16 protein-coding genes and 1 pseudogene are annotated in these 18,217 nt (G+C 39.0%); 11 read left to right on the forward strand and 6 right to left on the reverse strand.

All coding sequences use genetic code 11. The features are described 5' to 3' along the window. Positions 1–85 precede the first annotated feature (85 nt). Genes infB through SDEL_RS01290 form a run of 5 tightly spaced genes read left to right on the forward strand, consistent with a single transcriptional unit; the run spans position 86 to position 5,293 of the window. Positions 86–2,752, forward strand: coding sequence for a translation initiation factor IF-2 (gene infB / locus SDEL_RS01270; RefSeq protein ID WP_012856051.1), 2,667 nt, complete (start codon positions 86–88; stop codon positions 2,750–2,752). Next, positions 2,749–3,126 (forward strand): 30S ribosome-binding factor RbfA, encoded by a 378-nt coding sequence (rbfA, locus tag SDEL_RS01275; protein ID WP_012856052.1) that lies wholly within the window; start codon positions 2,749–2,751, stop codon positions 3,124–3,126. The genes infB and rbfA overlap by 4 nt, the downstream gene beginning before the upstream one ends. Further along, a complete protein-coding gene (locus tag SDEL_RS01280) occupies positions 3,119–3,547 on the forward strand; it encodes an LSm family protein (protein ID WP_012856053.1) in 429 nt (142 codons plus the stop codon). The genes rbfA and SDEL_RS01280 overlap by 8 nt, the downstream gene beginning before the upstream one ends. Then, positions 3,541–4,557, forward strand: coding sequence for a bifunctional diaminohydroxyphosphoribosylaminopyrimidine deaminase/5-amino-6-(5-phosphoribosylamino)uracil reductase RibD (gene ribD, locus SDEL_RS01285; RefSeq protein ID WP_012856054.1), 1,017 nt, complete (start codon positions 3,541–3,543; stop codon positions 4,555–4,557). The genes SDEL_RS01280 and ribD overlap by 7 nt, the downstream gene beginning before the upstream one ends. Next, positions 4,544–5,293: a sulfite exporter TauE/SafE family protein gene (locus SDEL_RS01290; RefSeq protein ID WP_012856055.1), complete on the forward strand. Its 750-nt coding sequence runs from the start codon at positions 4,544–4,546 to the stop codon at positions 5,291–5,293. The genes ribD and SDEL_RS01290 overlap by 14 nt, the downstream gene beginning before the upstream one ends. Here the strand turns inward: SDEL_RS01290 and SDEL_RS01295 are convergent. Both SDEL_RS01295 and SDEL_RS11595 read right to left on the reverse strand, forming a co-directional pair. After that, the gene (locus tag SDEL_RS01295) at positions 5,284–5,598 is read right to left on the reverse strand and encodes a DUF309 domain-containing protein (RefSeq protein WP_012856056.1); all 315 of its coding nucleotides are present in this window, start codon (positions 5,596–5,598) and stop codon (positions 5,284–5,286) included. The two genes, SDEL_RS01290 and SDEL_RS01295, sit on opposite strands and share 10 nt — an antisense overlap. Then, a complete protein-coding gene (locus SDEL_RS11595; protein ID WP_012856057.1) occupies positions 5,595–8,105 on the reverse strand; it encodes an EAL domain-containing protein in 2,511 nt (836 codons plus the stop codon). The genes SDEL_RS01295 and SDEL_RS11595 overlap by 4 nt, the downstream gene beginning before the upstream one ends. A 188-nt stretch (positions 8,106–8,293) precedes the next feature. Between SDEL_RS11595 and SDEL_RS01305 the strand changes: the two genes are divergently transcribed. Beyond that, positions 8,294–8,509: a cold-shock protein gene (locus SDEL_RS01305; RefSeq protein WP_012856058.1), complete on the forward strand. Its 216-nt coding sequence runs from the start codon at positions 8,294–8,296 to the stop codon at positions 8,507–8,509. Positions 8,510–8,541: 32 nt separating this feature from the next. Here the strand turns inward: SDEL_RS01305 and SDEL_RS01310 are convergent, their stop codons facing one another. The 3 genes from SDEL_RS01310 to SDEL_RS01320 are packed head-to-tail and all read right to left on the reverse strand — an operon-like array spanning position 8,542 to position 11,196. Further along, positions 8,542–9,681: a sensor histidine kinase gene (locus tag SDEL_RS01310; RefSeq protein WP_012856059.1), complete on the reverse strand. Its 1,140-nt coding sequence runs from the start codon at positions 9,679–9,681 to the stop codon at positions 8,542–8,544. After that, positions 9,671–10,330, reverse strand: coding sequence for a response regulator transcription factor (locus SDEL_RS01315; RefSeq protein ID WP_012856060.1), 660 nt, complete (start codon positions 10,328–10,330; stop codon positions 9,671–9,673). Before SDEL_RS01315 ends, SDEL_RS01310 begins: the two co-directional genes overlap by 11 nt. Next, positions 10,327–11,196: a cache domain-containing protein gene (locus SDEL_RS01320; protein WP_041666213.1), complete on the reverse strand. Its 870-nt coding sequence runs from the start codon at positions 11,194–11,196 to the stop codon at positions 10,327–10,329. Before SDEL_RS01320 ends, SDEL_RS01315 begins: the two co-directional genes overlap by 4 nt. Before the next feature lie 189 nt (positions 11,197–11,385). Here SDEL_RS01320 and SDEL_RS01325 point away from each other — a divergent pair, with 189 nt between their 5' ends. The 5 genes and pseudogenes from SDEL_RS01325 (at position 11,386) to SDEL_RS01345 (ending at position 17,661) form a co-directional block, all read left to right on the forward strand. Continuing rightward, positions 11,386–12,381: a c-type cytochrome gene (locus tag SDEL_RS01325; protein WP_012856062.1), complete on the forward strand. Its 996-nt coding sequence runs from the start codon at positions 11,386–11,388 to the stop codon at positions 12,379–12,381. A gap of 106 nt (positions 12,382–12,487) precedes the next feature. Beyond that, positions 12,488–12,835, forward strand: a complete 348-nt coding sequence (locus tag SDEL_RS01330) for a nitrous oxide-stimulated promoter family protein (RefSeq protein WP_012856063.1) — start codon at positions 12,488–12,490, stop codon at positions 12,833–12,835. Next, complete coding sequence (gene mnmL, locus SDEL_RS01335) at positions 12,835–14,529, forward strand: tRNA modification radical SAM protein MnmL/YtqA (RefSeq protein WP_012856064.1); 1,695 nt, start codon at positions 12,835–12,837, stop codon at positions 14,527–14,529. Before SDEL_RS01330 ends, mnmL begins: the two co-directional genes overlap by 1 nt. 383 nt (positions 14,530–14,912) lie before the next feature. Continuing rightward, a pseudogene (locus SDEL_RS12345) lies at positions 14,913–16,646 on the forward strand (methyl-accepting chemotaxis protein); the annotation flags it as partial. 52 nt (positions 16,647–16,698) lie between these two features. Continuing rightward, entirely contained in the window at positions 16,699–17,661 is a 963-nt protein-coding gene (locus tag SDEL_RS01345; RefSeq protein WP_012856066.1) for a glycosyltransferase family 9 protein, read from the forward strand. Here the strand turns inward: SDEL_RS01345 and SDEL_RS01350 are convergent. After that, positions 17,658–18,209, reverse strand: coding sequence for an acyltransferase (locus tag SDEL_RS01350; protein ID WP_012856067.1), 552 nt, complete (start codon positions 18,207–18,209; stop codon positions 17,658–17,660). The two genes, SDEL_RS01345 and SDEL_RS01350, sit on opposite strands and share 4 nt — an antisense overlap. Between the last annotated feature and the right edge of the window lie 8 nt (positions 18,210–18,217).

The following is an 18,217-nucleotide window of genomic DNA, read 5'->3' on the forward strand; positions in this document are numbered from 1 at the left end:
GTTGTGAAGATACTCAACAATAAATGCAAAACAAATCACAAAGCAATGATAGATTTTGGTAAAACTTTTAAGGAGACAGTGACGAATGGATAAGGTTCGCATAACCGAGATAGCAAAAGAATTAGGCATGAAAAGTAAGGATATTATTGAAAAAGCAGTTGATATGGGGCTAGATGTTAAAGCACCTTCAAGCTCAATAGATCCAGAAGATGCTGAAAAACTCATGAATTATGTATTGACTGGAGAGAATACACAAGCAAGTAAACCTTTCTCTTCCGTAAAAGCTCCAGAAGTAAAGAAAGCAGATGTTGTCGAAAAAGTTGAAAAAGTCGAGAAAGCTGTTATTATCGAAACACCTGTTGCTGAAAAAGTCACTACTCCTAAAACAAAGACATTGAAAGAAAAAGAGCTAGAGGGTGTCCAAACAGTAGATACTTCTATGAAAGATGAGAGTCAAAAAGGGGATTCCCTTTTAATGGATGATGAAGTAGACACTGAAGAGAAGAATGACCCTACTAACGTAAGAAAACGCAGAGGTTTGGTTATTGTTAAAAAGAAAAGACCTGAAGTGGTAGAGCCTGTTGTTGAAGAAAAAAGTTTTAGTCACACTTCTTATGGTAGTTCTGAAAGAGAGGTTTCTCGTAGTATAGAGTCTATGTTCTCTTCTCCTATAAATCAAGAAGCACAAAAGAAAAAGAAGAAAATTAAAAAAGTACCAGCAGAGAAAAAATCAAATGCTGAGAAGCTTGATATTGCACTTAATATTGAAATGGCTGATACCAATATTGATATAGAAGATGATGATATGATTGTGCTTCCTGATTTAAATGCAGGTATCACAGTCAATGAAGAAGTCAAAAAGAAAAAACAGATTGACCCCACACAAATTCGCACAACGAAGAAAACCAATTTTGTGATGCAAGGTATTCAAAGAGTTGGACGTAAAAAAAGACGTCGTAATGTGACGACTCAAGAAGCAGAAGCGATTAGTGCGATTGAAATTCCTGAAGAGATTCGTGTGTATGAGTTTGCGGAGAAAATTAACAAGCCTGTGGGCGAAGTGATTAAAGAGCTTTTCTCTTTAGGTGTTATGTTTACGAAAAACGACTTTTTAGATAAAGATTCCATTGAAATTTTGGCCGATACGTTTGGTATTAATGTGACAACTGTAAATGATCAAGAATCATTTGACTATGTCAAAGCGTACGACGAAGAGGGCGAAGCAAGTGAGCAAAACCTCGTAGAACGTGCACCTGTTATTACCATTATGGGTCACGTTGATCATGGTAAAACGTCATTGCTTGATTACATTCGAAGTGCAAAAGTCGCTGCGGGTGAAGCGGGTGGTATTACCCAGCACGTGGGTGCTTATATGGTCGAGAAAAATGGTCGCAATATTACCTTTATCGATACCCCAGGTCACGAGGCCTTTACAGAGATGCGTTCTCGTGGAGCGAAAGTAACGGATATTGTTATTGTGGTTGTGGCTGCAGATGATGGTGTAAAACCTCAAACCAAAGAGGCTGTTGAACATGCTAAGGCAGCGGGAGTTCCTATTATCATTGCTGTGAATAAAATGGATAAAGAATCTGCGAATCCAGATTTGGTGAAGGCACAACTTGCAGAACTTGGCATTACACCGATTGATTGGGGTGGAGAGCATGAGTTTGTTCCTGTTTCTGCTAAGACGGGTATGGGGATTGAAGATTTACTCGAAACCATTTTATTGCAAGCAGATGTATTAGAACTCAAAGCAGATCCTAGTCGTGATGTTAAAGCAACTGTTATTGAAAGCTCTCTTGAAAAAGGTCGTGGTCCTGTGGCAACCGTTGTTGTACAAGATGGTACGATGCGAGTCGGTGACATTGTTGTTGCTGGAATTGCATTTGGTAAGGTCAAAGCGCTCCTTAATGACAGAGGCATTGCGGTAAAAGAAGCCCTTCCTGGGGAGCCTGTGGTTGTTTTGGGTCTGAGTGAAGTTCCAGGTGCTGGTGAGACACTTATTAACGTGAAGAGTGATAAAATTGCACGTGAGTATGCAAAGAAAAAAGCAGAATATTTACGCCAAAAAGAGCTTTCAAAATCAACCAAAGTGAGTCTTGATGAGCTGAGCGATATGATTGCAGAGGGGGCACTTAAAACCTTGCCTGTTATCATTAAAGCCGATGTTCAAGGAAGTTTAGAGGCGATTAAAGGCAGTTTGGAAAAAATTAGAAACGCTGAAACAAAAGTTAATATTGTAAGTGCAGGTATTGGTGGAATTACTGAGAGTGATGTGGCACTTGCTAGTGCGAGTTCAAACTGTATCATTTTAGGTTTCCATGTACGTCCAACAGGGATTGTAAAAGAGAAGGCAAAAAGCTCAGGCGTTGAGATTAAAACCTATAATATCATTTATGATTTGATTGATGATGTAACAAGTCTTGTTACCGGGCTTATGGCGCCAGTCATTCGTGAGGAAAATATTGGTCAAGCGATGGTTAGAGAAGTGTTTGCCGTGCCAAAATTAGGTCATATTGCAGGGTGTATCGTAACGGATGGTACCATTAATCGTGGTGTAAAAATCAGGGTTATTCGTGATGGTGTGATTATTTATGAAGGTAGTGTCTCCTCTCTTAAACGTTTCAAAGATGATGTCAAAGAAGTGGGCAAAGGATACGAGTGTGGTGTGGGCATTGAAGGCTACACCGATATTAAAGTAGGCGATTATATCGAAAGCTTTAAAGAGGTTGAAGAAAAAGCAAAATTATGATGGATAAAAGTATAAAAATCCAACGTACGCAGAGTATTTTAAAAGAGCTGATTCCTGAAGCACTCAGTACCCTTGAAGATGAGATGCTTCGAGGGGTTTGTGTCATTGATGTGGAATGCAGTCGTGGAAAATACGATGCGATTGTCTATTTAGATGGTTCTGTGTATGATGAAGCTGAGAAGCGTTATATCCTTTCTCATTTAGACCGTGTACAACGTCATATTCAAACCCATTGTATGCAAGCAGAGGGTTGGTTTCGCTGCCCTCATTTTCGTTTTCGTTTTGATGATAGTTTAGAGCGTCAAAATAAAATGGATACTTTGTTTGCAAGAGTAGCAGAAGAGTTAGCAAAAGGAAAGAAGAGCGATGATTGATACAGAACAACTGATTAAAATCATAGAAAGTTGTGGCGTAAGCCTTTATGATACGGAAGTCGTGAGTGAATTTGATAAAAAAATTTTTCGTATTTATATCACCTCAAAAGAGGGTATTAATTTAGATAAATGTGCGGAAGTTAGTCGTATTTTATCACCTATTTTTGATGTAGAACCTCCTTTGGAAGGTGAATATCTTTTTGAAGTGAGCTCTCCTGGTATTGAGCGAAAACTTTTAAAGCCTGAGCATTTTAGTGTTTCTGTGGGTGAAAAAGTGAAGATTAAGCTGAAAAATAAAGAGAAATTTATTGGTATTTTAGAAGGATTTGCAAACAATACTCTTCAAGTACGTGTTGAAAATGAGGTAAAAGAAATTGCCTTGGATGATATTGAAAAAGCACGTACTTACTTTGAATGGTAAACGCATTAGATAACGCCCTGATGCAAAAGGCACTGGATGCCGCATGGCATTATCAAGTGCTAACCTTCCCTAATCCTGCCGTGGGTGCGGTTGTCAGTAATGATGCTGGAGAGATTTTAGGCATGGGTGCGCACCGCAAAGCAGGAACACCTCATGCTGAAGTCTTAGCACTTAAAGAGGCATATCTTACATTAACCCACGATACACGCATTGAAGCACTGAGTGATTCAATGGCACTGCATCTTTTTTTAAAAGAAAATCACCAACACCTTTTTTCAAATCTTTCTTTACATGTAACGCTTGAGCCGTGTCATCATTTTGGGAAAACCCCTCCGTGTTCTTCTTTAATTGAAGCATTGGGTATTAAACGTGTGGTGATTGGCTCTTATGATGAGAGCTTACGTGCAAAAGGTGGTGGTGCGTATTTGCAAAGCAGAGGGGTTGATGTCAGTTTTGGATGCCTCAAAGAAGCGTGCGACACCCTTTTAACCCCTTTTACATGTAAAGAAAAAAAAGAACCATTTATTTTCTATAAACTAGCGTTAAGTGCGAACAGTGTTGCCACAGGTGGAACCATTACATCGCTTGAATCACGCACAATGGTGCATCGTTTAAGAGATTGTTGTGATTTAATGGTGATAGGGGGCAATACTGTAAGGGTAGACCGTCCAACGCTTGATGCAAGGTTATGTGAAGGTAAAGCACCTGATATTTTGATTTATTCACATGAGAATACATTTGATAGAACCATTCCTCTTTTTCAATGCCCTTCTCGAAAGGTGTTTATTGAAAAGAGTCTTGAGCGCATAAGGGAGTATCGTATGGTGATGATAGAAGGTGGAGCGAGTATGCTCAAGGCGATGGAAGAGCAGGTAGAGTGGTATTTGATTTTTCGCTCCCCGCACATTAAAGAAGGCGAGGAAATTAAACTTCCTCAAGGCTTGAAAGAGATTTTTTCATGTGAGATAGGCGAAGATAGAATGAGTTGGTATCGACGTGTTGGGGAATGAAATTTTTTGGTATGAGGCATGTATTGTCTTTTTTGCGGGGATTGTGCATGGCATTTTAGGGTTTGGTTTTCCTATGTTAGCCACACCTTTATTTGCCCTCTTCTTAGATTTGAAAAAGGCTGTTTTATTGACACTTTTTCCTACCATTGCCGTTAATTTCTTAAGCTTGAAACGAGATAACTCTTTTGGCGAGATTTGGCGTGAATATCGCTTGCTGATTGTAAGTATTATTGGCGGGAGTATTATTGGCACCAATCTTTTAGTGGTCTATTACAGTGAATATTATAAATTGGTGTTAGCAGGGGTGATTCTACTCTATCTAAACAAAGCCAGACTCAAAATTTCGCTAAGCCATAGTGTGGCAACCTATCCTGTTTTGATGACGATTTTATTTGGATTTTTAAGTGGGATTGTGGGTGGAATCGCCAATATTATGATTCCTGTTTTGATTATTTTGATTTTAGAGCTTAATTTAGATAAAAAGCGTGCCATTGGTGTGATGAGCTTTTGTTTTATTACCAATAAAATTCTGCAAGTTTTGATTTTTGGTTATCATGGCGAATTAAGTACGAACAGTGTGTGGGTGATTTTACCCTTTGTCGTGATTGCGATTGGCGGATTTTTTATCGGTAGTCGTTTGCAAGATCACATTGACGAAGCATTGTATAAAAAGATTTTAAATGGCGTTTTGTGGGTTTTATCGCTCTATTTGACCTATTCTACTTTTTACATGTAAAGGGTATATTTTTGCGCTAAAAGCTTTTGGGCTTTTTGATAGAGCGCTTGAGACTCGCTTGGTGTGATTTGAATGAGGGGAGCATACTTCTCATAGGTTTGCCAAACACGTATTGCACCCTCTTTTTTTCCTTTGCACGCAAGGGCTAATGCGGTAGAAGCGTTAATCAATCCTTTTAAAATCTTTGCTTCATTTTCAAACATAGGAGTGTGCTTAAGGCGCTTCCACTCCTCTTCTAAAACCTCATGCCCTTCGACAAATTCATCTTTTGAGACAACTTCCAAAAAGTGTTCGATTGCTTTCATAGTTGTATAGACTCTTTGGGCGCTGGTTCATGCAGGTAAAATCCTTGTGCATAGTCTATAGGAAGTTCTTTGATTTTCTCCAGTACGTCAGCACTATGGACAAATTCTGCGACCACTTCGATACCTAGATTTTTAGCAAAGGTACTGATAGTCTTAACCGTAGCGTAGGCGGTGGCATCTTTGTCAATATTTTTAATAAGGGAGCCATCAATTTTTATAAAATCAACACTTAATCGTAAAAGATATTCGAAGTTTGAATAGCCAGAACCAAAGTCATCAATGGCTAATAAACAACCTTTTTCGTGTGCTTTTTGAAGGAAAGAGCGCACTTCTGAAACATCTTCTATTCCCTCAGATTCAACAAGTTCAAGAATGATATGCCCCTTAAGTTCAGGATATTGGCTTAAAAGAGCAAATAAAAGCGTCGTGGTTTCATGATGCAAAATATCTTCTTTGGTAATGTTAATAGAAACATCGCACCCTAGATGCAAGGCGACTTGCACACTCTCTTCAAGGACAAAGTGGGTAATTTGTGCGTAAAGGTGTAAGCGTTTTGCTAAATCAATAAAATGAAAAGGCGATATGACACGATTATTTTCATCAATAAGGCGAATGAGCACTTCATATTTTTTACGTGCATTGGGTTTTACATGTAAAGGAACAATCTCTTGTAAAAAGAGGGTAAAGCGTTTATTAATCAGAGCTTCACGTAGGGTTTTATTCCACTGAATATCCTCTTTGAGGCGCTCTTGAAACCCGTCTCTATCATCATAGATCACCAATGATTTATGCGAATTGCGTGCTTCTTTGAGTGCGATTTCCGCTCGGTTATAGAGATAAGAGAGCCCATTAGCAATTCCAATACGACAGGCCACAGTATAAGATTTGTTTTTGATGGTAAGACCTTCTTGCTGAAGGCGGGTGAGTAAGGTATCACAAAAGGTATTGAAGGCTTCTTCGCTGACTTCTTTATCGCAGTAGAGGGCAAATTCATCTCCTTGGAGGTGAAAAACGACCATTCCTTTACGAATGTATTTTTGAAGGTTTTGGGCAAATTCATAAAGATATGCATCCCCAAATGCCTGACCATATAAGGCATTAATTTCTCGAAAATCACAAATATTCAAAATGGCAAGGTGTGGATATTTTGATTTTTCAATTTGCTCTAAAAGGTGTTTACGGCTAGGAAGATTGAGTGTGCTTGTTTGCTGTAATACTTCGAGTTGTTCAAACAAATCGCTGACATCGTGGCGAATTGCCATATAAGATTCGATTTTACCATCTAAGGAGAGCAGGGGCATAATGACCGATTTGACATAATAAACGCTTCCATCTTTGCGCCTATTTTTAATAATCCCCTTCCATGTCTTACCCGCTTTGAGCACCTCCCACATCTCTTGAAAAAAGTGCGATGGATTGTCTGGATGACGAACAATATTGTGCGGTTTTCCTATCAGTTCTTCTTTAGAATAGCCTGAAATAGCAAGAAACTGCTCATTGGCATAGGTGATAATCCCTTTGGCATTTGTGCGTGAGACAATCGTATTTTCATCAATGGCTTCTTTATACTCTTCGAGAAGTTTTTTTTGCTTTTCATGCTCGTAAATAAGATGGGCGATTTCACCTAACTCATTTTTCTGCTTTGAAAGGGCAAAGATGTAACCGAGATGATGTGTGCGGAGTGTCATAGAGATAAGATGAATGGGTTTTAAAAATGTAAGTTTAGTTAAGAGATAAAAGAGCATTAAAGCGATACCTAAAAGAATGAGTCCCGCAAGCAGTAGAGAATTTTGTAAGTTTGAGATAAATACAATCACCAAAGGATGATAATCAAACTGAATATACCCAACTGTTTCATTGAGAAGAGAAGGAAGTTCTACATAAAAAGAGCTTGATTGATTTTCCAAAGGTTTTTTTTGAATTAAAGAGGAGCGACCAAGGGTAATCTCTTCCATCTTTTCAAAAAACACATCATCCAAAACGCGTCCCAAAATAAAATAACCCAAAGGTTTCCCTTTACGCTCCACATCTGAAAAAGGATGAATGGGTGCTAAAAAGTATTGGATACATTTGCCCTCAGAAAAAGCGTAAAACTCTTTAAATTCAGGTTTTTCGTCTGAGAGAGGTTCAAGTATGGGCGCTGGGGTGTTTTTTTTGAGTGCGTCATAGCTATAAACAAGTTTTTTATGTTCATTATAAACATAAATATAAGAGACACCAAATGTTTTGACCATAGGTTCTTCAAGGTTGTCTTTGCTCCATGCGTGATTGGGTTCTTTGGCAAAATCAACCATTTCATCCCAAAAAGAGTAATCCGCAACGGTTTTTCTAATTAAGGTCTTTTCTAAATCTAAAACAGCTTTGTAGCGTTCAAAAACGGTGATACGCTCTTGCTGAATGTGGTGTTCTTCTTGTATTTTCTTACCAAACCAGACGCTGAGCAAAAGGGTAATTGTAAAAATAAGAATAAAAGCACCGTAAAGTGCGTAGGTTTTTGCTATTTTCATGCATTCAGTATAGGTCAATTACAATTTATATTTGCTTTATTTTGAAAAATAAGATACACTATTTTCCTAGAAAGATGAGGTTCGAGTTCATCTTTGGTAGTTTTGTGATACGTGACCTTTAGTTAGCATCCTAAATACTCCAAAAATACTCAATTTTCTACTTTTCGATTTTACAACAGGAGCATAGAATGGCTTTATTAGAGGGAACCGTTAAATGGTTTAACAATGAAAAAGGTTTTGGTTTTATCCAACCAAATGATGGCGGAAAAGATGTATTCGTACACTTTCGTCAAGTGAACAGAACAGGTTACGGCCGTGTTTCTTTAGCAGAAGGTCAAAAAGTGACTTATGAACTAGGCGAAGGTCCAAAAGGTCCTCAAGCTGAGAACGTAACAGGTCTATAAGACTTTAGGAGGAGAATTTCTCCTCCTTTTTTTTACTTCAATTTATAAACAAACTCTGAGCCTTTTTTCTCTTCTGATTTTACTTCAATCACCATTTTATATTTATCACAAATACTTTTAACAATACTAAGCCCTATTCCAAATCCACCTTTATAAATATCTCCCCGATAGTGCCTTTCAAAGATTTTTTCAACATCTTTAATGCCCATCCCCTCATCTTTAAAACTGAGATAAAGACCATCGGTGTTTTCATACAGTGCAATAAATAGGGTTGTTTGTGGTGGAGAGTATTTGATGGCGTTGGTAATGGTGTTGTCGATAATGCGTTGAAACTCAATGCGGTTGATGTGTAAGGTATGGTGTGATGCGATGGACGAGACAATGCGTATGGCTTTGGAGGAGCTCAGTGCTTCAAAGTAAGCAATGCGCTCCTCTAAAAAATGGGAAATATCTAAAAGCTCTTTGGTGTAGGTGATGGTTTTATTTTTAATGAGATACTCCAAATCCTCATACAACGTCGAAAGCGTTGAAAGTGCGGCTAGGGAACGACTGAGCTGTTTGTTGTGGAGGTGTTGCGCTAAGCTTTCAAGATTGAGCTGCATAATGCCTAGAGGCGTTTTGAGCTCATGCATCACATCGGTAAAAAAGTGTTGCATGCGTGTTGAGGTTTCGACATAAGGTTTTAAAAGCAGTTTTAAAAGCAAGGTTGTGAACAAAAACATGCCTATTAAAATGACCCCGACCATCCATAAACTTTCCAAAAAAAGACGTGCGTGAGAGATCTCTTTTTGGATGATTAAGCTTTTTACATGTAAGAGATTAGGCGCTAGGGGATGTTGGTAAAAGAGTGCGCCATTATGAGGTACAAACGAGCTGTTCATCAGAGGAATAGGTTCTTCAATCAAAGAGAAAACGATCTGTTCTTTTTCATCTACAAGGGCGACTTTATAGAGGATGGAGCGGGGAAAGAGAAAGGTTTTTTGAACAGGTAAAATCCCTTGAATACTCTGCTCAATCTCTTTGGCATAGGCTTTGAGTTGATTTTCTTGCGTGAGCTGATGAAGGCGTAAAGAGACGGAAAGATACTGAAAAAGAGGGAATGAGACCAAAAGAAGGGTTAAAAACGTTAAAATGATGGCAAAAAGAAGTGCGTTTTTGGTCTCATTTTTCAATTTTATATCCTATGCCTTTGGCGGTGATAATAAAATCTTTATCGGTTTTATCTCTGAGTTTTTTAATCAGCATCCGAATATCATTCTCCCCAATCTCCTTACCTTCCCACACAGCTTCGTGGATGCGCTCCATCGAGACAAAATGCCCTCGATTTTTGACGAATATAAAGAGGAGTTTTCGTTCGTAGTTGCTCAAAGTAATCTCTACATTTTCAAACCAAAGCGTTTGTTCATCAGTGCAATAGGAAAACCCATGCGAAAGTGGGATGCGCTCTAGAGTAGAGTGCAGATGGTAACTTTTGAGCGTTTGGCAGACACGGTACTGTAACTCTTTGAGTGAGAAGGGTTTGCGTAAGTAATCATTGCATCCTAGCTCGTAGCCTAAAGAGAGGTTGTTAATATCTGTGAGCGAGGTAATAAAAATAATAGGCACATCCAGTTTGGCTTTACGAATCTCTTTTAAAATTTCATACCCATCCATACTGGGCACACGAATATCTAACAGAGCCAAATGGTACTGTTTTTCAAACAACGCATCCAATGCTTTTTCACCATCATCGTACGCATCAACGCTGTATCCCATTGCTTCAAGGGAGTCTTGAATGCTCTCTTGGTAGGTAAAATCATCTTCAAGCAGTAAAATTTTCATCGGATTTCTATCTCGTGGTTTTGGGGAATTTCAGGGTGTAAATGGGTTACATGTAAAGATTTGAGCGTGGGACTGAGTGAGGCTTTGAGTAAAAGAGATTCGTTCAGCAAAGACTCATCAAACCAGACTCCAATGTACCCGACCTGTTTGGCTTCAATGTCAAAAAGAGGCGTAAAGCCAAAAAGGGTGTTGTTTTCACGTGCAAAACCATTGCGCAGCGTGTGTGGCTCAATTAAAGATGGAAGGGTAGACACGCACTCAACGCATTCGCTATTTAAAAGCACATACTCTTTGATAATCTGCTTCTCTTTCATCCATTCTCCAATCTCCAGAAACGATTTTTCCATCAGAATGGCAAAATGAATCTTCTTCTCACGCAGTTTGTGTGCGATGGTCTCAAAATCCAAAATGACCTCTAGGGAGCCTATAAATTTACCTTCTAAAAACACAGGAGCGATGGCTTTGATGTTGAGGCGTTTGCCTAGTTCAACGGAGACAAAAGGGGTTTGGTGTTTTTGTACGAGGGTAACGCCTTTGCGAAAGGAGAGCAACTCATCCCCATGACTCCCAAAATCCCAACTTCGCACCAACGCCTTTCCCTCTTTGGAATGGAGTTGCACTTCAAGAGTCTCCATGGCTAGGTAGCGTTTAATGTTGGGAATTTCCTCGTGGAGGGTTGCAAAAAGCAAGGAGCGGTTATTTTCAAGATACCCTTTTTTAAGGGTTTCATTTTGGCTTAACATCAAAGCGACACTTAAAGCGAGTTGTTTTTCGTGCTCCAAAAGTTCTTGCGTGAGGGTTAAAACACTCTCCACGCTGTTTTTGGCATCTTCAAGATAGAGTGCGTGGTTGACTTTGTAAATCAAAAATCCCAACCCTGTCATTGAAAGGATAAACAATGCAAATAAAAGTGCGTAAATGCGAAGGGTTTTAATGATGCGCTCCTTAAGTCAAAACAGCTTTAAAAGTATATCCAAAAAGTTAAATCATAAAATTGACGAAAAAGTGACGATGGAAGTTTATGATAACAGGAAGATTATCTTAAGGAGGTAGTGATGAAACATGTTTCATTGGTGTCATTAGTAGCATTGCTTGTGGGCACAAGTACGCTTTTAGCACTCGATTTGGCAACGCTTAATCAGCGTTCCAATAAAGGGTTTGAACCTGTGGTGATTAAAGATTGGAAGGCTCCTGATGAGAGCACCATTCCCAATAATCTTTTTGGCGATACCGTACGCTACGGAAAAGCGTTGGTGAGTGAGACGTATAAGTACATCGGTCCTGAAGTAGCTGATCCTAAAATGCGTTATGCGGGCAATAACTTCGCCTGTGCAACGTGTCACCAAGAAGCAGGTACGAAAAAGTGGTCAGCGCCTTTTATGGCAACCATGGGTAATTTCCCTCAATACCGAAACCGTGATGAAAACATCGGTAGCATCGAGGAGCGAGTCAATGGTTGTATGGAACGTAGTATGAACGGTAGAGCACTTCCAGAGAATGGCAAAGAGATGCGAGCTATTGTGACGTATATGCACTGGTTAGCGCAAGGTATTCCTGTAGGTGCAAAAGTATCGGGAGCAGAGTTTCCACAAGTCGATCGCAAGATGGTGATGAGCCGTGCGGCTGATCCGATTGCGGGTGAGAAAGTGTATAAAGAGCATTGTGCTTCTTGCCATGGCGAAAATGGTGAGGGTGTTAAGCGTGAAGGCAAAGCCAATGGCTATGAGTTCCCAGCACTTTGGGGCAAAGACAGTTACAACACGGGTGCGGGAATGTACCGTGTGCTTCGTTCGGCGGATTGGATTGTGGCAAATATGCCTTTAGGTGCAGACAATCACAATCGTGTCTTAACCGATGCGCAAGCATACGATGTTGCGGCGTATATCAATAATTACGATAAGCCACGTCCTGTGAAAAAAGACCGTGAAAAAGATTTCCCCGATGCCAAAGTAAAAGTGCCAGATAGTGATGTGGGACCGTATGATACGAACCACACACGTCACCAACATAAATTTGGTCCTTACAAAGGGATTATCATCCCCGCAAAATAGTGTGTAGCTTCGGTACGGTGTCCAATGAAAAGAGACACCGTACGCTTTACATGTAAAGGTTTTCTTTACTCTTTTTCTCTATAATAAAACAAAAAAAAGAGAAACAATGACTCCTGAAAAACTCCAAAACGATAGCCAGACGTTACACCGTTTTATTCAACTTCATTGCGACAAAAAACACCATGATGTTCCCAAGAAAAAGGGTGTGCTGGAGGTTGCTTTTCAAGAAAAGTCTTTGTGTGAATTGCCCTATCATCTCTGCGAAGAGTGTGAGACGCTGTTCATATATGCCTATGGAAGGCTTAAAAATTGTCCGCATGAGCATAAACCCAGTTGTCGTAAATGTCCCAATCCTTGTTATGAAAAGTCGATGTGGAACAAGATGGCAAAGGTAATGATGTTTAGCGGAATGCAGTTAGGTTTAACCAAAATACGCAAACTCTTTTTTAAATAATGCTCCCCTATCTTAGCCATAAAGAAGCGATGAAATGCCATTATGGCGAAGCGCTTTTTAGCATCCCTGTCAATTTAGACTTTGGCTGTCCCAACCGAGAACGTGATGGGAATGGAGGGTGCACTTTTTGTCCCGAACACGGTGCTCGTGCGGCACAAATTGCTGATGCTAAAAATGTTGAAGAGCAGATAGAAAAAGCGATTGTATTTGCCAAAAAACGTTACAACGCCACCTCTTTTGCGCTCTATATTCAAGCCTACACAGGAACCTTTGCCTCCATTTTAAAACAAAAAGAGGCGTATGAGAGGCTTTTAAATCTTTATCCCTTTAAAGCGTTGCACATTGGTACACGACCTGATTGTTTGAGTGAAGCAACGCTGGAATATTTAGCAGAGCTCAACAGCCGTTTGGATGTGGTGGTGGAGCTTGGTGTGCAAAGTCTGCAGGATGTAAGTCTAGAGCGCATCAACCGTGGGCACAGTGCGCACGCTTCGCTTGAAGCGATTGAGCGGTTACATGTAAAGGGTTTAAAGGTCTATGCGCATTTGATTTTAGGGTTACCCGATGAGAGTTTTTGCATGTGGGAAGAGAGTGTGAAAGGCTTGGTGGAAGCGGGTATTGATGGGATAAAATTTCATAATTTGCATATTATCTCTGGTACGCAGTTGGCTCGTGAGTATGAGGTAGCGCCCTTTCAACTCTTAAATGAATACGAATACGCTGAGGCTCTGATAAGCCTTTTGCGTCTCATTCCCTCACATATTCCCATTATTCGTCTCGCAACCGATACTCCTAAAAAAGAGCTGATAGCCCCACTGTGGCAGATGGAAAAAGCTCACTTTGGTGAATACGTGGCGCAAAGTATGCGCTACCGAGGTATCAGACAGGGCGATTTGGTGGAAGCGCAACCTCCCTTAAGTTATGAAATACCTCACGCTATAAGCTTAGAAGATGGAAGTATGACCTTTTACAGTGCGAACTATAAGGATTATTACCATCCCAAAGCGGGAGCGTTCATGCAAGCACATACACTTTTTATTAAGGGCTCTAAGCTTAAAGAGCGTCTGGACAAGAGCGATGTTACGCTTTTAGACATTGGTTTTGGCATGGGATACAACACCCTTGAAGCGTTGCGTGTTGCCCAACAATGCTCCACGTTTTCTTTACATGTAAAAGCGATGGAACAGGATAGAATGCTTCTCAAACAGAGTGCTGAGGTTGTAGGAGATGCTTTACATGTAAAGCTTCTTGAAGCACTTTTTACATGTAAACGCTATGAAGAACATTATGCGACAGTATCGTTTTTCAATAGAGAAGCACGTTATGGTGTGCAGAGATTGGATGGGCTTTTTGATGTGATTTTTCTTGACCCATTTGTGGAGCACAACAACGCTTCATTGGTGAGTTTAGAGTTTATCAAGCTCTTAAAAATACATCTCAAACCCACAGGCGTTTTGGTCGCCTCAACCTCGTATCAAGCCGTATACGATGCTTTGATTTTAGCAGGGTTTGAGGTCGAAAGAGTACAGTATGAGGGAAGTGACATCAAAGGGATCATCGCCAAACCTTTAGAGGTTTCAAGTATTTTACATGTAAGCCATCCTTATCGTGATGAACACTTAATTTTAAGTGATAAAGCGATAGAAAGAGCGCATCAAAAAAGTGTAATCCAACATGGCAGAAAGGTTTTTTAAATGGTGTTGGTGTAAAAATTGAAAATGATGCGTTATCAATTAAAAAAGTAAACTCCTGAACCCTGTTTTTTAAATCATTAGTATTATTAGATTTGAAAGATTTTTATAAAAATAATGACGAAAATATGATACCATTCACGCTTATGTTTTTCAAAGGAAAATAGATGCTCAAAGGTACTCATATTTCGGCTCAGATTATACGCTTGATGGTGCTAATCGCTCTTTTTACGGTGGTGATTGTTTCGCTTATTAGTTTTAATGCGCAATCTTTTTTAAGTGAAAAGGAAAAAACACAAGAGCGTGATTATTTGGCTATGAAGATTCAAGATGAGTTACATGTAAAAAACGATGTGGGGATTATTGCTTCTGTTGAGTTAGCTGAAATGGCTGCATTGCAAGAGAGTATCAAAAATAACGATCGTGAAAGTACCCATCTTATTTTGAAAAATGTAGCCAATTCTTTTAAAAATAAAACCAATTATCAAGGCATACGCATTCACGTTGCAACGGCAGATTTAAAATCTTTTTCACGCAGTTGGGATGCAAAAAAGTTTGGCGATGATTTGTCTATGCTATCAAATTATGTAGTGGCTATTCAAACAAAAAAACTTCAATCGAGTTGGGCAGTGCAACACAGTGGATTTGTACTTGCAACCGTGGCGCCGATTATCACAAAAGAGGGTACTTTGTTGGGTGTGGTCAATCTCTCTCAGGGTGTAGGAAGTATCTCCCGTGATTTTGAAAAAGAGGGTGTTAAATATATTCAACTCATTGATGCGTCTGTTGCTTCTAAACATCCTCTTCTTTCAAAAATGGAGATGGTGGGTGCCTATGCTATGAGCAATGATAAATGGTTTTCTAAAGAGGTGAAAGATTTTGCAAAATCCCTTGATATGGAAGCCTTAATCAAAGAGAAGTATCTTTTTTCTGGAGACTATTTTGTGGTATCTCTTCCTGTTTATGATAATAACAATCAACGTATCGGATACAATATTTTAGGTGTTCCTAAAGAAAAAGTTGAAAGCAAAATTAGTGAAACGCTTAAAATTAGTTATTATTATATTGCTTTAATTGGTGTGATTTTTATGGCAACGGTTTTAGTCATATTTCTAGGATTAAAACGCTTAGTGGTTACTCCCCTTCGAATATTAGAGACCGAAATTACCCACAGTGCTCAAGAAAAAGATTTACGCACAAAATTAGAGATACCGTGTCGCAATGAAGTTTCGTTGATTGCAGATGCAACGTCTGAATTATTGCTCTCTTTTGCGACATCTCTAAGAGAAGTTAAAGCGTCTGGATATGAAAATTTAACACTAGCCAATCAGCTTTTTAGTACCTCTTCTGCGATTGGTGATAATGCCTTAAAAGAGTCAACATTGCTTCAAAATGCTTCAGAAAAAGGAAAAGCAATCACGCAGGATTTAAACAATGCAATGATTACGATGAATCAAACACAAGAGGATATTAGCAAAGCGGTTGAGGCACTTGAAACATCACAAATGCATCTACTGACTCTCGTCAATAATGTGGAAAACACAGCAAAAAATGAGATGGATATTGCGTATAAATTAACCGAATTAAGCAATCAAGCCAATGATGTACGAGGTGTTCTTGGTGTGATATCTGATATTGCTGATCAGACCAATCTTCTAGCGCTGAATGCTGCCATTGAAGCGGCGCGTGCGGGAGAACATGGACGTGGCTTTGCCGTAGTTGCAGATGAAGTTCGTAAGTTAGCAGAGCGAACGCAAAAGAGTTTAGTTGAAATTAATGTGACGATTAATGTGATTGTTCAAGCTATTAGTCATAGCGCAGATGCAATAAATCATAACGCCAAATCCATGACATTATTAGTAGATGATTCTCGTAATGTCCAAGAAGCGATTCAAAATGTTTCACAAACCATGGAGCATGCAAATCGCACTAATCAAGCAATGGCGAAGCTCTCAGATTCTAACACGCACCAAACGCATGCTATTTTAGAAGCCATTGGGGAGATTTATAAACTTTCTAGTGAAAATACACGCAGTGTTGAAGAGATTTCTCAAGCATCCAAGCATTTAACTGAACGAGCTGAAAATTTGGGGATGACTATTGATCGTTTTAAAATTTAATAACCGCCTTTCTTACCTAGAGTCGGTTAGATAATAAAATTAAGGAAAAGTGATGAATATTTTAGTGGTACGTACAGATAAATTAGGTGATTTTATAACAGCGCTTCCCACGTTTTATGTACTAAAACACTATGATCCAAAAAATAAAATTATTGCTTGTGTCGCACCGCTTAATAAAACATTGGCACAAAGTTGCGATTTTATAGATGAGGTGATTGTGGATAATGGCGAGAATGTCTTTGATTTGGCAAAAAAAATTAAAAGAGCAAAAATAGATGCTTCTGTAACCCTGTTTTCAAATACAAGAGTTGCTATTGCCCAGTTTTTAGCACGAATACCCACAAGAATAGCACCTGCAACAAAAATTGCTCAAATTTTTTATACCAAAAGAGTGCTGCAAAGACGAAGCGAAGTGAAGATGGCAGAGTTTGAGTATAACTTAGAACTCTCAAAAGCTCTGTTTAGTGATATCAATTTAGCGTATAAAAAACCGCTTTTGGAGTTTAATGATGCAAAGGCTATTTATGATGATTTTTGTAAAAAGCATCAAATAACTCAACCCATAATAGCTTTTCATGTAGGTTTTGGAGGCTCAAGCGATGCAAATTTGAATCTTGATGAGTATGAAGTGCTTATCCGTGAAGTTATCAAACAAGGCAGATATCAAGTCGTACTTACATTTGGCCCGGATGAAAAAGCTCTTTATGAAACGATGCAAAAGAGACTCGTTGATGTCAATGCCCTTTTTTATCTCTCGATTGAAGGATTGGTTTACTTTGCAAAATTAGTGAGTCATTTTAAACTCTTTATTTCTACTTCAACCGGAACGTATCATCTCGCTTCGCTGATGGGAACACCGACTATGACATTTTTTGCAGATAATCTTTTTGCAAGTCCTAAAAGGTGGAAGAGCATTGGAGAAGAAAACTTCCAAAAGTATTTTAGTTTACCACGTGATAATGAGAATAAAAAAATAGTGCTAGAAGAGGTCAAAAAGAATTTGGTAGAGCTTTAATGCTCCCAACTGATGCCTTCTTTGACAATTTTTGCGGGGTTACCGGCTGCTATGGCATTGCATGGGATTGATTTTGTCAAAACAGAGCCTATCCCGATCACAGAGTTTGCTCCGATATGCACACCCTTGAGTATTACTACATTATCGGCTATCCATATTTTATCGCTTAGTATAATATCTTTAGCGCAGTTTATTACCTGTGCGTTCTGAACGATAGGATGCCCATCAGAGGTCATCAGCTTAGCATTTCTACTCAGCATACAATCATCGCCTATTGTTAATGTTATATCTTTTTCTTTTGCAGAGAGATAACATCCATCACCTATAATTGAATTTTTGCCTATTATTATTTGACAATTATCGCCAACTATTTCTATAAAAGAACCGTTCATCTTGACACCATTTTTGATATGCAAGGTGTTGTTTGATCCTTTAATGACGACTTTTGTTTTAGATATTTTTATAGTGCCATCAACTAATATTTTATTGTTCTGTCCCTTTATTTTGATTTTATTTTTTAATGTTTGAAAAAACGTTAATTGATTCATGTTTGTTC

The organism is Sulfurospirillum deleyianum DSM 6946, assembly GCF_000024885.1.
Lineage (GTDB): Bacteria > Campylobacterota > Campylobacteria > Campylobacterales > Sulfurospirillaceae > Sulfurospirillum > Sulfurospirillum deleyianum.